12 protein-coding genes are annotated in these 13,893 nt (G+C 63.2%); 7 read left to right on the top strand and 5 right to left on the bottom strand.

Going from position 1 to position 13,893, the window contains the following annotated elements:
- The 4 genes from SFU54_RS00535 to SFU54_RS00520 form a co-directional block, all read left to right on the top strand.
- Window positions 1–1,309, top strand: a 1,309-nt coding sequence (locus SFU54_RS00535) for an ABC transporter ATP-binding protein (protein ID WP_319014374.1), incomplete at its 5' end; no start/stop codon positions are given.
- 134 nt (window positions 1,310–1,443) lie between these two features.
- Entirely contained in the window at window positions 1,444–2,508 is a 1,065-nt protein-coding gene (locus SFU54_RS00530) for a glycosyltransferase (protein WP_319014373.1), read from the top strand.
- Complete coding sequence (locus SFU54_RS00525; RefSeq protein WP_319014372.1) at window positions 2,403–3,872, top strand: polysaccharide biosynthesis protein; 1,470 nt, start codon at window positions 2,403–2,405, stop codon at window positions 3,870–3,872. The genes SFU54_RS00530 and SFU54_RS00525 overlap by 106 nt, the downstream gene beginning before the upstream one ends.
- On the top strand, window positions 3,872–4,702 hold the full coding sequence (locus tag SFU54_RS00520) for an NAD(P)-dependent oxidoreductase (protein ID WP_319014371.1): 831 nt from the start codon (window positions 3,872–3,874) through the stop codon (window positions 4,700–4,702). The genes SFU54_RS00525 and SFU54_RS00520 overlap by 1 nt, the downstream gene beginning before the upstream one ends.
- Window positions 4,703–4,777: 75 nt before the next feature.
- Here SFU54_RS00520 and SFU54_RS00515 read toward each other — a convergent pair whose 3' ends face one another.
- Genes SFU54_RS00515 through SFU54_RS00505 form a run of 3 tightly spaced genes read right to left on the bottom strand, consistent with a single transcriptional unit; the run spans window position 4,778 to window position 7,437 of the window.
- On the bottom strand, window positions 4,778–5,752 hold the full coding sequence (locus SFU54_RS00515) for a Gfo/Idh/MocA family oxidoreductase (RefSeq protein WP_319014370.1): 975 nt from the start codon (window positions 5,750–5,752) through the stop codon (window positions 4,778–4,780).
- Window positions 5,752–6,828: a DegT/DnrJ/EryC1/StrS family aminotransferase gene (locus tag SFU54_RS00510; RefSeq protein WP_319014369.1), complete on the bottom strand. Its 1,077-nt coding sequence runs from the start codon at window positions 6,826–6,828 to the stop codon at window positions 5,752–5,754. The genes SFU54_RS00515 and SFU54_RS00510 overlap by 1 nt, the downstream gene beginning before the upstream one ends.
- The gene (locus SFU54_RS00505) at window positions 6,829–7,437 is read right to left on the bottom strand and encodes an acyltransferase (RefSeq protein ID WP_413466530.1); all 609 of its coding nucleotides are present in this window, start codon (window positions 7,435–7,437) and stop codon (window positions 6,829–6,831) included.
- Between the two features lie 122 nt (window positions 7,438–7,559).
- Between SFU54_RS00505 and SFU54_RS00500 the strand changes: the two genes are divergently transcribed.
- The 3 genes from SFU54_RS00500 (at window position 7,560) to SFU54_RS00490 (ending at window position 11,204) form a co-directional block, all read left to right on the top strand.
- The gene (locus tag SFU54_RS00500; RefSeq protein ID WP_319014368.1) at window positions 7,560–8,789 is read left to right on the top strand and encodes a polysaccharide biosynthesis protein; all 1,230 of its coding nucleotides are present in this window, start codon (window positions 7,560–7,562) and stop codon (window positions 8,787–8,789) included.
- 42 nt (window positions 8,790–8,831) lie between these two features.
- Window positions 8,832–10,583, top strand: coding sequence for a cell wall-binding repeat-containing protein (locus SFU54_RS00495; RefSeq protein ID WP_319014367.1), 1,752 nt, complete (start codon window positions 8,832–8,834; stop codon window positions 10,581–10,583).
- Between the two features lie 231 nt (window positions 10,584–10,814).
- Window positions 10,815–11,204 (top strand): hypothetical protein, encoded by a 390-nt coding sequence (locus tag SFU54_RS00490; RefSeq protein ID WP_319014366.1) that lies wholly within the window; start codon window positions 10,815–10,817, stop codon window positions 11,202–11,204.
- Between the two features lie 20 nt (window positions 11,205–11,224).
- Here SFU54_RS00490 and SFU54_RS00485 read toward each other — a convergent pair whose 3' ends face one another.
- Together SFU54_RS00485 and SFU54_RS00480 are read right to left on the bottom strand one after the other, a co-directional pair.
- Complete coding sequence (locus tag SFU54_RS00485) at window positions 11,225–12,475, bottom strand: O-antigen ligase family protein (RefSeq protein WP_319014365.1); 1,251 nt, start codon at window positions 12,473–12,475, stop codon at window positions 11,225–11,227.
- A complete protein-coding gene (locus SFU54_RS00480; protein ID WP_319014364.1) occupies window positions 12,472–13,776 on the bottom strand; it encodes an O-antigen ligase family protein in 1,305 nt (434 codons plus the stop codon). Before SFU54_RS00480 ends, SFU54_RS00485 begins: the two co-directional genes overlap by 4 nt.
- Window positions 13,777–13,893 lie beyond the last annotated feature (117 nt).

Raw genomic sequence — 13,893 nt, 5'->3', positions numbered from 1 at the left:
CAGCCTGGTCGTGATCATCGGCACCCTCGCGATTGTGCAACCGGTCTTGGCCGTCACGACCCTTGTCTACCTCGTGCTTCTTGGGTCAGTTCTGTTTTTCGCCATCGCTCGACCGGTGCGTACCGCTGGTGAGGTGCACGTTCACAATACGATCGGTGCTTCTCGGTTGGTCCTTGAGATCGTCGGGGCCATGAAGGAGGTCTCGCTGCGCAACAAAGAAGGCGAGGTCGCCGACGTTGTTGCGAACACTCGGGCTCTCAGCGCGCGTGCGCGAGGAAACATGTACTTCTTCGGGCAGCTTCCGCGCTATGCGCTCGAGGCAGGGCTCATCGTTGGGTTTGTTGTCATCGGTGGTGTCGGGTTCTTGCTCGGCGGCATCGAGCAAGCGATCGCGGCGGTTGCCCTGTTCGCTCTTGCCGGCTTCCGAATGGCGCCCTCCGTTATCCGGGTTCAGTCGGTGCTCGCGCTGATGGTGTCTATCTCTGAATACCCCCGTCGAGTGCTTGCTGAACTCGCCGATACCGAGAGTTCGACCGCTGAGGTCGCGGCCCGGCCATCTGACCCGGTTCCCGAACACCCGCGTCAGATTGTTGTGAAAGATGTTGAGTTCACCTACAGCCCTGATGCTGCTTCGGCTCTCAAGCGGGTCTCACTCAGCATTGACGTGGGGTCGACCGTTGCCTTCGTGGGCTCGTCGGGGTCGGGCAAGTCGACAATGGTTGATCTCTTGATCAGTCTGCTCGAGCCGACTAAAGGAACGATCTCTGTCGATGGCGTCTCGCTGACAGACATTCGCAGCGATTGGCGGTCGCGCGTGGGTTACGTTCCCCAAGAGGTTGCGCTCTTCGACGCGACCATTGCGCAGAATGTTGCACTCACCTGGGGTGACGGCTTCGATGCCGATCGCGTGCGGGAGGCGCTGGAGAAAGCGCAACTGTGGGAGCTTGTCGCGGCGAGAAATGATGGAATCAACGCTCGGGTCGGCGAACGCGGACTGTCGCTGTCGGGCGGCCAGCGTCAGCGGCTCGGGCTCGCCCGCGCCCTCTATAGCGACCCGCTCATTCTCGTGCTTGACGAGGCCACGAGCGCCCTCGATACGAACACCGAAGCCCTCGTCATGAAGGGTCTCGAAGCGATCGGCGGCGAGGTGACGAAGATCATCGTGGCCCACCGCCTCGCAACGATTCGGCACGCTGACCGCATCTTCTTCATGCAAGAGGGAGAAGTGCTGGGCAGCGGCACATTCGACGAACTCGTCTCATCGTTTCCTGACTTTGCGCGTCAGGCAGCGTTGGCTGGACTCAGATGAGTCTGCGCTCACGCCTTGTGGCGGCCTATCAGAGGCTTGCATTAGTCGTCAGTTACCACGTGCACCGTGCACGGCGGGCATCGTTGAGCCGCTCGCCGATCTCATGGGTCGTCGGTCCCGACGAATGCGCATCGATGGTTCTTCAGATCTCTGCCGCGATCCCGGGTTCATACTCCGTCAGCTTCACCGAAGAGGTCGCTTATCAAGCGAAGTATGACCACCCTCTGCGGACAACCTCACGGTCGCGTTTTCGATTGGCTGAGCGCATTCTGACAGGGCCGGTTCTTCTGGGCCGGCTCATGAATCAAGCGTCCGGCTTCATCTATGTGGGGGCCACGGGATTCTTGCTGGCCGATGCCGATGATCGCGAATTCGAATTCGCCTTCCTCGCCAAAAAAGGACGCCCCATCGTTTGCTACTGGTGTGGATCAGATATCCGGTCGACCAAGAAGATGCACGAGCTCGAGGCGGCCACCGGAATGCCGAATATCTCGACATACATTGGCGAACGCAGCGCACTGCTCGAATCGGCTGAGTGGGATGACCTCAAGCGACGGATTGCGACGGTCTCGAGCCGCCATGCCTCGGCCATGTTCAGCAATACGGTTGATCACTTGAGTTATCTGACTATGGGCACAGAACCGTTCCTCTACTTCTTGGCCGACGAACCCCTCAAGAATCCCGGCAAGTTCGCGAACCTCTCACCGATTCGGGTGGTCCATGCGACGACAGCGCCCGTCATCAAGGGAACCCCCTTAGTGCGCGCGGCCGTTGCGCAGCTCAAGGCCGAAGGCTATGAGTTTGAGTACCGAGAGCTCATCGGTGTCACCAATGCCGAGGTCAAAGAGGCCCTCGCCAACGCGCACATCGCACTCAACCAGTTTTACGGCTTCTCTCCCGCCGTCTTTGGAGTAGAGGCGCTCGCAGCGGGGTGCGCGGTCATGATGAGCGCTGACGAAAACGTCGAGTCAGACCTTCCGGCGGGTAGCAACGAGTGCTGGGTCGTGACCAAGCATCACGAGGTCTACAGCAACCTCAAGAGACTTCTCGATGACCCGAGCCAGCTCGAGAAAATCGCCCTCAACGGCCGTGCGTGGGCGGAGAAGTACGCGATGCGAGCGGGAGCCGGTGCAATCATGATGAGCACATTGAACGCAGTTCTCGACGGAACATACACGGCACCGGAGGTACGACAGTGACCGATCGGATTCTCATCGTTGGGCGAGGGACTGCCGGGATGTCGCTCGCTGAGGACATTCGATCGCGAGGGGGTGAGGTCGTCGGGTTTCTCGACGACCGGTCAACGAGCGACGAGGTCTTGGGTGCGTTAGGAGACGTCAACGAGGTCGTGGCGGCCCACGACATCGATCTCGTGTACTTCGCGATTCCGACGGCGAACTCGGCCAAGGTCCGTGAATTCATCAACTCGATTTCGTCTGACTCGGTCGACATCGCGATCGTTCCGCGAACCTACGACATCCTTTCGAAAGACACCGTCGCGATCGACGACCTCACCGACGTTGACGTTCTCGACCTCGTCGGTCGCGAGCCCGTCAAGCACAACGTCGTTGTGGCCCAGCAGTTTCTCGCTGGCAAGCGCGTTTTGGTTACCGGAAGCGCGGGCTCGATCGGTTCACGACTGACGCGGCACATTCTTGCCGCCGGCGCGGCCGAAGTTGTCTGTGTCGACTGGTGGGAGAACGGGATGTTCTACCTCGGTCAGTCTCTTCCTGGGCGCGAAAATGTCACACTGCGTATCGCCGACATCAAGAGCGGGCCCCACATGGAGGCGATTTTCGCGGAGTTCACCCCCGACATCGTGTTCCACGCAGCGGCCTACAAGCATGTTCCGTTGATGCAGAACAATGCGATTGAGGCGATCAACAACAACGTGTGGGGCAGCCTCAACATGATGCGCCTCGCCATCGAGCACGGCGTGCAGAACTTCGTGTATGTCTCGACTGACAAGGCCGTGAACCCTGTCAACGTCATGGGCACGACGAAGCGCATTGGCGAGATGCTCATGGAATCGCTCGCGGCGGACGACGTCTCGACGCGATTCACGGCCGTGCGATTCGGCAACGTCATTGAGAGCAACGGCAGCGTCATGCAGATCTTCCGGTCGCAGATTGCCAAGGGCGGCCCGTTGACCGTCACCCATCCTGAAGTCACGCGATTCTTCATGACCATCGACGAAGCCAGCCAACTGATTATTCAGTCGGCCGCGCTCGGCAAGAACAGCGACATCTTCGTTCTCGACATGGGCGAGCCGGTGCGCATTCTCGACCTTGCTCAGAGCCTGGTACGCGCGGTTGACCCCCGGTTACAGATTGAGATCATCGGTATGCGCCCGGGCGAGAAGATGTTCGAAGAGCTCAGCTATGAGCCTGACCGTGTCGAGCGCACCGATAACCAGAAGATCTTTGTTGTGCGCGACGAAAAAGAGTTCGACCGCGGGGCATTCATGGCGGCGATTGACTCTCTGCTGTCACGCACGCTGAACTATGGCATCACGCACGACGAGGCCACAGACGAACTGCGAGCGCTCGGCTTCACGGTCTAATGGTCGAGCGCCCGGTTCTGGTTACCGGCGCCGGGGGGCGCCTGGGCCAAGCCCTGCTTCGCCTCGCCGCCGCAGGGCCGATGTCGATCGTCCCGATGGCCGGGCCCCGAGCGAGCTCGGGCGTTCGCGCGCTTGACGTGGCCGATGCCGATGCCGTGCAGACGGCGGTGGGTGAGATTCGACCTCGCGCGATCATCCACCTCGCTGCTCTCGTTGGAGCGGCCTGCGCGGCTGACCCCGAACGGGCTGCTGCCGTCAACGTGCGGGGCACAGCCCATATCGCCGCCGCGGCGCGGGAGCACGGAGCGGAACGGATCGTGTTTCTCTCGACCGCGGCGGTCTACGGCGATCAGCGACCTCGACCAGTGACAGAGGATGACCCCGTGAGCCTGGCGGGCGCGTATGCCACCACCAAGCTCGAGGCTGAGCAGCTGCTTGCCGAGAGTGGCGTGGCCTCGACCTCGTTGCGGGTCTTCAATATCTATGGCCCGGGCATGCGTGACTCGCTCGTCAACCGATTGCTCAGCGGCGGCGACGAGCCGGTCGCACTTAACGGCCTCGACGGGTTCGTGCGAGATTACGTACACGTCGATGATGTCGCGCGCGCGGTGCTCGCGGCCGTCGAATCGACGGTGAACGGGATGCGGGTGCTGAACATCGGCAGTGGCATTGCCCGCAGCAATCGTGACCTGCTCGCGACCCTCCCCGCCGACCGACTCGCACCCGTCACGATCGGCCCCGAGGTCGACAGCTACAGTTGCGCCGACATCACGCGTGCGCAGACCGAACTTGCGTGGGCCCCCGCAGAGACGTGGCCTCCAAGCGTTTAGTTGCCGAACCGCTCGTTTGAGCCCCGCTGTAGAAGATTTTCAGCTCTGCTGAGTCCGCAGTGGCTGACGTGTCGCTTACAAGCGTCGCGTGAACCCGTCGAGAGCCAGTTGCTCAGCGGTCTCGACGACGCGAGTGCCGTCGGCAAAGGTCACGATTCCGCGGGCTTCTCCGGCCAAGACCGAGTCACGGAACGCCTCGTGCTCGGCGAGCATGGGCTCTTTACGGTCGAGCGCGAATCGCGTCATGTTGCCTTCTGACACGCCGCGGAACTCACCCGGATCCCATGCCACCTGAATGCGGCCGTTCTCGTAGTAAGTAAGGTCTGCCGTGAGGGTGTCGGCAACGAGCACGCCGTTCTCGCCCGTGATGATGGTGACCCGCTCCTTGAAGGGCGTGAGCCAGTTCACCACGTGCGAGGTAATGGTTCCGCCGCTGAGAGTTCCAACGGCGAGAACCATGTCTTCATGCTCGCGGCCACTGCGGTGAGCCGTTCGCGCGTTGACCGACACGTAGTCCTGTTGCGCAACCCATGCGGTGAGGTCGATGTCGTGTGTGGCGAGATCTTTGATCACGCCCACGTCGGCAATCCGACCAGGAAAAGGGCCCTGACGTCGGGTTGCGATCTGGTAAATCTCGCCGAGCATGCCCTGAGCAATGCGTTCACGCGCAGCCTGAAGCGCAGGGTTGTATCGCTCGATGTGACCGACTCCGCCGATCAAGCCCTTTGCCGCAAAGAGATCTCGCAGAGTGCGCGAATCTTCAGCGGTCGACGCCACAGGCTTCTCGATGAGAGCGTGGATGCCCGCCTCGGCGAGGCGCGTGCCCATTTCGAGGTGAAACGTGGTCGGGGCGGCGACGACCGCATAGTCGATGCCGAGCTCAAGCAACTGGTCGAGCTCGCGGACCACGGGTCGGTCGTGCACGCGTTCGGGAACCGTCGGCGACGGGTCATAGACACCGACAAAGTCAACGCCCTGCAGCGACGCGAGAACGCGCGCATGGTTGCTGCCCATTACGCCAAGACCCAGCAGGCCTGCGCGCAACACCATTAGGCGCCTGCCTTCGCCACAGTGTTGACGGCCTCGACGATCGCGGTCAGCTCGCGCTTCGTCAGCGAGGGATACACCGGAAGCGACAACACTTGTGTAGCAACGAGCTCGGTCGTCGGCAGGTCGAGTGTCTGGGCAAACGAAGGCAAGCGGTGGATCGGGGTCGGGTAGTAGACCCCGCTGCCCACGCCGCGCTTCGTGAGCTCGGCCGCAAAGGCATCGCGATCATGGTCTACGACGCGAATCGTGTACTGGTGGAAGACGTGTTGGGCTCCCTCGGCGACGGGAGGAACGACGACTCCCCGAATGTTTTCGGAGAGAAACGCGGCGTTCTGCTGGCGCTTCGCGGTCCACGCCGGCAGCTTCGTCAGTTGAACGCGCCCGATGGCGGCGTGAATGTCGGTCATGCGGGTGTTGAAGCCGACAACCTCGTTCTCGTAGCGGCGCTCCATACCCTGGTTGCGGAGTACGCGGATCGCCCGCGCAATCTCGGCAGACGGCGTCGTAACCATGCCACCTTCACCGGACGTCATGTTCTTCGTCGGATAGAACGAGAATGACGCTGCGATTCCCCACGCGCCGACCGGCACACCGTCAACCGAGGCAAGGTGGGCTTGAGCGGCGTCTTCGAAGAGCAGCAGGTTGTGCTTTTCGGCGATGGCTGAAATCGCGCGCAGATCTGCGGGGTGGCCGTACAAGTGGACCGGCATGATCGCCTTCGTGCGCGGCGTGATCGCGGCTTCGATCGCGGCCGGGTCGGCGTTGAAGTGATCGATCTCGATGTCGACAAACACCGGCGTCGCCCCGGTCAACGCGACCGAGTTTGCCGTAGCCGCGAAGCTGAAAGACGGCACGATGACCTCATCGCCGGGCCCAATGCCAGCGGCGAGAAAAGCCATGTGCAACGCGGAGGTACCCGAGTTCAGAGCGATGGACTCGCGACCGGCGACATGTGCCGAGAATTCTTTCTCGAAGGCAGCGACCTCAGGGCCTTGAGCGAGCATGCCCGAACGCATGACGCGGTCGACGGCCTTGCGCTCGTGGTGGCCGATTTCGGGCTTAGCGGCGGGGATCATCTACTCAACCTCACTCAATTGGTGCTCATCGGTCTGTCGGTATCGGTCGCCCGTTGCGGGGCAGACATACAGCGTGGGGTCGTCAGGATCGACGGTGAGGGGCTGCCCGGCCTTACCGACCCAGCCGATTCGGCGAGCCGGGCTGCCGACGACAAGCGCAAAGTCGGGTACATCTTTGACGACAACTGAGCCCGAGCCCACAAGAGCCCATCGACCGATGACGATCGGGGCAACACACGTGGCACTGGCCCCAATCGACGCGCCCTCGCGAATGTCGACACCAACCGGATGCCAGTCGTCAGCCGATTTCGGGCTGCCGTCAGCATTGATTGCACGGGGAAAGTGGTCGTTTGTCAACACCACAGCAGGTCCGATAAAAACGCCATTGGCGAGTTTCGCCGGTTCATAGACGAGTGCGTAGTTCTGAATCTTGCAGTTGTCGCCCACTTCGACCCCAGTGCCCACATAGGCGCCTCGGCCGACAACGCAATTGGCGCCGAGTCGAGCGTTCTCGCGCACTTGCGCGTAGTGCCAGACCTTCGAGCCGTCGCCGATAGAGACGCTCTCAGCGACATCGGCGGTCGTGTGCACGAAGTTCACGGCAGACACATGACTCCTGAGGGGAAGGACAACGAGGGGATGGTGTCGGCGTGCGCGCTGGGCTCGCCTCACGACGCCCGGCCACACCGCGCCGATAGAGTCATGATACGCGGGTTGACAGGGGGAAAGTCGTGGCTTTGGTGCGGCGAGTGCTTGCCTTCGGGGGTTTGCCGTTTCTCTCTCTCGTGACTCCGTTTCTGTTCCTCCCTGTGCTCGCTCGAGTCGCAGGAGCTGAGGCCTGGCTCGCCATAGCTATCGGGCAGTCGGTGGGGGCATTCGCCGCTCTCGTCGTCGGCCTCGGATACAACGCGGTCGGGCCCACCGCGGTCGCGCTCGCTGCGCCAGCGGAGCGTCACGCGGTGCTTGAGCGCAGCATCCGTCCGCGGCTGGCCTTGTTTGCTCCAGCGGTCGTGGTGGCCACGACCGTCGCGGCCGTCATTGCTCCGTCGACACACCGTCTTGACGCTGCGCTGATGGCGATCGCCCTCACGCTCGGCGGGCTCTCGTCGGCGTGGTACATGGTGGGGCTCGGCCGCGCGGGTCTCATCGTTGTTTTCGAGTTGTTGCCCCGACTGGTTGCGACGGCGGTCGCCGCGATCGCGCTACTCGTGCTGGGTCAGGTGACCTGGTACCCGGCGTTGCTCATTGCTGCCGCCCTGATCGGCTCTGGCGTGTTCATCGCGCGCGAAGTGGGTCTTTCGGCTTTGCTCGTCGCGTCCCCCGGAGCGATGCGTCGGGAGTTCACCACCAACCGTTCGGCGCTCACGACCGAAATCGCCGCGGGTGCCCATAACTCTCTTGCCGTGACGTTCGTGAGCCTCGTTGCCCCCGTAGCCCAGGCAGCGGCCTACATTTCGGGGGACAAGCTCTACCGCATCGGGCAGTACTCCGTGTCAGCGCTCGGTAACGCCCTTCAGGGGTGGGCTGTCGAAGATGATCGTCGCGAGTTCGACCGTCGCGTTCGGGTCGCGATCCTGTGGCACCTCGCTCTCGGGCTGGTTGGCCTCACGGTCTTCACGTCTCTCGGCCCCCCGCTCTCGGAGCTCTTTTTTGGGGCCACGGTCGCAATAGACCTCGCGACCGCTGCAGGGTTCGGGGTAGCGACTCTGGGTATCGCGCTCGGCACCGCTCTCGGCCGCGTGGTGCTGGTGGGCCTCGGGAGCCGGCGTGAGTTCATGCTCAGTGTGCTCGCTGGTGCAGCGGTTGGGGTGGCGTCGATTCTGGCGCTCTCCGGCCCGTTCGGAGCCGCCGGTGGCGCGTGGGGCCTCGCCCTCGGTGAGCTCGTGTCGGTCAGCTGCCAAGCATTCTTCGTGGCACGCGGAATGAGGGCGCGACGCCGCCCCGACGAGGGCATCGCGTAGAATCGGCGCAGATCAACGTTCGGGGGAACGACTGTGAAGACGATGCTTGACCGACCGACGCGGGTGCGCCGCACGCTCGTGCGTGCGATCGGGATGCTCGCTGCCAGCCTTTTCGTGGGTTCTACGTTTGTTGCGCTCAACCCCCCGCCCGCCAGCGCTGACCCTTGGTCGTTCGACCCGGGCCTCATCATTAGCGATTCGCAGTTCTACGACGCGAACGCAATGACCGAAGCCGAGATTCAGACTTTTCTCGAAAACAAGATCGGTCCGTGTCGTACGACGCGGTGCCTCGACATCTTCCGCTTCTCGATTCCGACCTATCCCGCCTTTACCTCGACAACGACCGGCAACCTCGTCTGCCGGCAGGTCGAGGGGGGCACGAACCTTCTCGCGTCTACGGTCATTTTCCGCGTGCAACAGGCGTGCGGCATCAGTGCTCGAGTGATTCTCGTCACGCTCGATAAAGAGCAAGGTCTGATTACAGGCCGACAGAGCACCGCCCCAAGTGACTATGCTCTCAACTTTGCTATGGGCTGGGGCTGCCCCGATTCGACGGGATGCACCGACGCATCGTCAGCCGTGGGCTTTCAGATTTACCGAGGCGGTCGGCAGCTCGTCACCTACAAACTGGCGAACTTCTCGCGCCAGCCAGGCGTGCACAACATTCCGTTCCACCCGAACCCTAGCTGTGGGTCGACCGCCGTCAACATCCGCAACTACGCGACCGCCGCTCTCTACAACTACACGCCCTACCAACCCACGGCTGCAGCGTTGGCCGCGTACCCGCTGGCCGCCAACGACGCGTGCGCGAGCTACGGAAACCGCAACTTCTTCCGGTACTACTACGCCTGGTTCGGAAACCCCGTTGCCGTGATTCCGCAGGGCATCACGACCGATCGAATCGGTGGCGAGAACCGCTACGACGTGGCCGCCGACATTTCCCGCCGCAACTTCTCCGAAGGTGTTCCGGTGGTGTTCGTTGCATCGGGAGAAGTCTTCCCCGACGCGATCAGCGCGGCCCCGGCTGCGGCAACTGCGGGCGGTCCCATCTTGCTGGTCGAACGCAACAGAATCTACCCGGTGATCTTGAGCGAGTTGCAGAGGCTCCGACCACAACGCATTGTCGTCGTTGGTGGGCCGGGTTCGATTTCCGAAGCTGTGTACCAGCAACTCGCTGCACTCACACCGTCGATTCAGCGCGTAGGCGGGGCTACTCGCTATGACGTCTCGACGACGCTTGCAACGGTGGAGTTCGGTGCCGTCGGAGCGACAGAACTCTTCATCGCTACCGGTGGTGTCTTTGCCGATGCGCTATCGGCGGCGCCGGCGGCTGCCGCAGCAGGTGCGCCCATGATTCTTGTTGATAGCACTGAGACGACGTTGCGAGCGGACATTGCGACTCTCATGACGACGCTCGGAGTGCAGAAGGTTTCGATTGCGGGTGGACCGGCTTCCGTCAGCTCCGCGCTCGAGTCAAGTCTCGTCGCACTACTGGGGCGTGACAACGTCGTGCGGTACACCGGAAACGACCGGTTCGCCGTTTCGCTCAGCGTCAACCAGACGGCCTTCCCGACGGCGACGCGGGTGTTCGTGGCGTCAGGCTTCACCTTCCCCGACGCGCTTGCGGGGGCAGCGATCGCGGGGCCACAACGGGCACCTCTCTTCGTTCTGCCGACCGACTGTATGCCCAGAGGTGTCGCGCAATACATCATCGATTCTGGAGCGACCGCGATGACGGTGCTGGGTGGCCCGGCCTCCATCACGCCTGCCGCCCAGTCGTTCCGCAACTGCTGAGGCCTCCCGATGAATCACGCGACGCGGTGCAGCATCCTCGGGTTCTCGGTGATTGCGGTTTCCCTCCTTGTCGGTTGCGCTTCCTCGGGGAACGACATCAATCGGCCTTCTGACAGTGATCCGCGACCGTCAGCGACATCGTCTCCCGCCGTCGACGAACCGACGGCGCAGCCATCGGGTGAGCCCACAGCGTCGGGCGGCAACAGCGTTCCTCTCGATGTGGCGTGTGACGTGCTGGTTGATGCCGCGACGATCTACGAACTGAATCCGAACCTCGCCAACGATCCGTCGTATCGTCCGAGCGCTCTCGCCGGTCGAGCCATTGACAGCGATGGCGTTAGTTGTGGCTGGATCAACCAGACGAGCGGGGATGTTGTGGCCGTATCGGTCGCATCGTTCGACGAGGTTGGTCTTGCCGCGACCCGCGGGGCAATGATCAGTCGCGGTGGGTCTTCGGCTCCCAGCGATCTGGGCGGTGAGGGTGTCTTTCGCACAGGAGGATCTGTGGGGGTTCTCGAGATCGTGACGGCACCGTATTGGATCGTGATCGAGTCGCCAATGTTCGGCTCTGCCTCCGAAGCTGACTTCATCGTTGAGGCAGTGACGCGCGGCCTACCCTGACGCGCCTCCCGACTCGCGCGTTAGTCGAAGCGACCGCGCCATGAGCGGTTTCGGGCCGCCGCGAACGCTGAGGTGACGAAGAGCAAGAGGCCACCTTCGTAGAGCAAGTAACTCTCGGTCATGCTCACGGTCGCTAAGAGCACGAGAGTGAGTGCGGGCCAGACATAGACGGTGCTGCGCCGGTCGGTCGCGACGAACCACGCGCGAATGAAGGCAAGACCCAGGGCGGCCAACAGCACGACGATTCCCGCAAGCCCCAGCTGCAGCCACATGTCGGCATAGGCATTGAGCGCCGAGTCTGGCTGTTGGCCACTGCTCGAGACGATGCTCGAGAACGGGTAGACCGAGGTGGGCCACAGTCCGACCCAGCCCCAGCCGAGTACCGGCTGCTGGGCGACAAGGTCGCCGACTGCGCTCCAGACACTCGTGCGTTCTTCGACGTCGGCAGCAGCATCCACGAGACCGATGATGGGGCCGCGGAAGACCCAGGCAATGACCCCACTGATCACGATGGAGATCAACAGAACAGACTGCGTTGCTCGCTGTGCGGTGGCCTTCTGCCGACGGATGAGCACGAGAGCGAGGCCCACGATCAAGACGGCGATGAGGACGAGCAGGGCAACGGGCGAGCGCGCGAAAATGATCGTCGCGCCCGCCAGGGCGAGCGAGTATGCCGTGAGGCCGCGTGAGACGGAGCGCGTGCGGAACTCAATCCAAAAGCTCAGCGCAGCGAGGGTGCCGAGAAAAGCCAAAGCGTTGCGTGTGCCGGCGAGCCCTTGAATTGGCCCTCCGGAAGCAAGGTCACCGGCGATGCCGATCCACCCGAAGGGAGTATCGAGCAGCACGCCGCTGAGAATCTCGAGCGCGAACGACGCCGTGAGGATGACGCGCAATGCGTTGCCGACCGCGCGCACGAGCTGAATGAGATCGCGTACGAGGGCGATGTAGACGCCGAGAAATGCATAGGCGGCGGCATAGGCGAGTCCGCCGAGTGTGGCCCACGTGTACGGGCTCCAGATGAGGCTCACGGTCATCAGCGAGAACAGGGCGATCAGCGAGATCGGCAGCACGCCGCGCCACTCCACACGCTCGGGCTGGCCAGCAAGACTCAGTGCTGCGAGTACGACGAGCGCTGACAGCACCGCGATGCTGCCCGGCCAGCCGAACAGAGCACGCACCGCAAAGGTCGCGAGCGCCACGCCAACGATGGTTTCGGTGAGTGCCTGCGTGAAGCGCGGCGAGGCGAGAAAGTCGCGAGTGCCGGTGATCACGGGCGGCCCTCCGGCAGGGCGGTAGCCCTGTATACGGTCGCACGACCCCGCAGGCGGCTGGCAACCGCGAGCCAGACGAGCAAGGCGAAGCCCGCCTCCACCAGCAGGCGCGACTCGGCAAGGCTGTGCACGATGAGCACCGTGAGCAGCAGAGCGGGCAGGAGGCGAAGGGCGGGGGATGCGGGGGCATCGCCGAGCGGGGCATCCACCGACCACGACAGCACCCGTGTGGCTGTGGTCACCACGAGAATCGCAAAGACGACAAGCCCCACCCAGCCGAGTTGCATCAGCACGTCGAGCCACGCGTTGTGAGCCTGTAGATAGGTGACGCCGTTGATGACCACGAGGTCGTTGAAGGGTTCGACCCAGGGCACCCAGTAGCTCACCCAGCCCCAGCCCAGTACCGGTCTCTGAGCGGCCAGGTCGATGACGGTGGCCCAAATGTCGAGTCGACCGGTGAGGTCTTCGCTGCGCCCGACCAGCGCCAGCAGCGCCTCGCGAAACACGATTGCCGCGGTGACGACGCCGGCGAGAGCAACCCCGGTGAGGCCGTACAGAGTCAGGCGTCCGCGCGTCGTCAGGCGACGAGCCAGGAGCACAATGCCGAGCGCTACGACAGCGGCGAGTCCTGCGACGAGCACCGTCGACGAGCGCGTCAGCGCAAGCGTGAGTACGGCTGCGCCTAGCCATCCCCACCCGGCAACGACTCCAACGCGCCGCTCGGCGAGCTGAATCGCAAACACGATGGCGGCGAGCAGTGCCGCGAACGCGAGCAAGTTCGCATTGCCGACAATGCCCTGAATGCGCCCGCCCTCGAAGAGCAGATTGCGCGACCAATAGAAGGCCTTCGGAAAAGGCTCTTCCCACGAGACCCACAGTGGCAAGACGGGTCGCTGCACCACGGCCGCAACGAAAAGCTCAAACGCGAGTGAGAGACCGATGATGGAGCGCAGGGCCACGCTGAGGGCGCGCAGCATGGTGTCGAGAGTGAGCGTGTGCGCCATCACGATGCCAACGAATGCCGTGGCGAGCGAGAGCAGCACGCCAATGGCCGACGCGCCGGGGTAGAACGACCACACGATCGAGAGCACCATGAGACCGAGCAGGGCACCGAGGGCGATCGGGATGCGCCGCAGATCGACGCGATAATGTACGGCGACCACGACCCACGCCGCGAGCACGGCGGCGACGATGACTCCCCAGCCGTACCAACTGAGCAGGTTGCGCCAGGCATCACCAGCAAGGAGCGTAAAGAGCGTGACCGCGGCCAGGGCCACGCGCCGTTCGCGAAGCCACGTCATGCGTCGAGCCTACCGGCGCGTGACGCTGGCGGTTCAGACGAAAGCGCCGACGCCCGTGATCGCACGGCCGACGATGAGGCTGTTCATCTCGCGCGTGCCCTCGTAGCTGTAGAGCGC

Origin of the sequence: Microcella sp. (assembly GCF_033763155.1) — a bacterium.
Taxonomy (GTDB): Bacteria; Actinomycetota; Actinomycetes; order Actinomycetales; family Microbacteriaceae; genus Microcella.
This window is presented reverse-complemented; position numbering and strand designations above follow the sequence as displayed.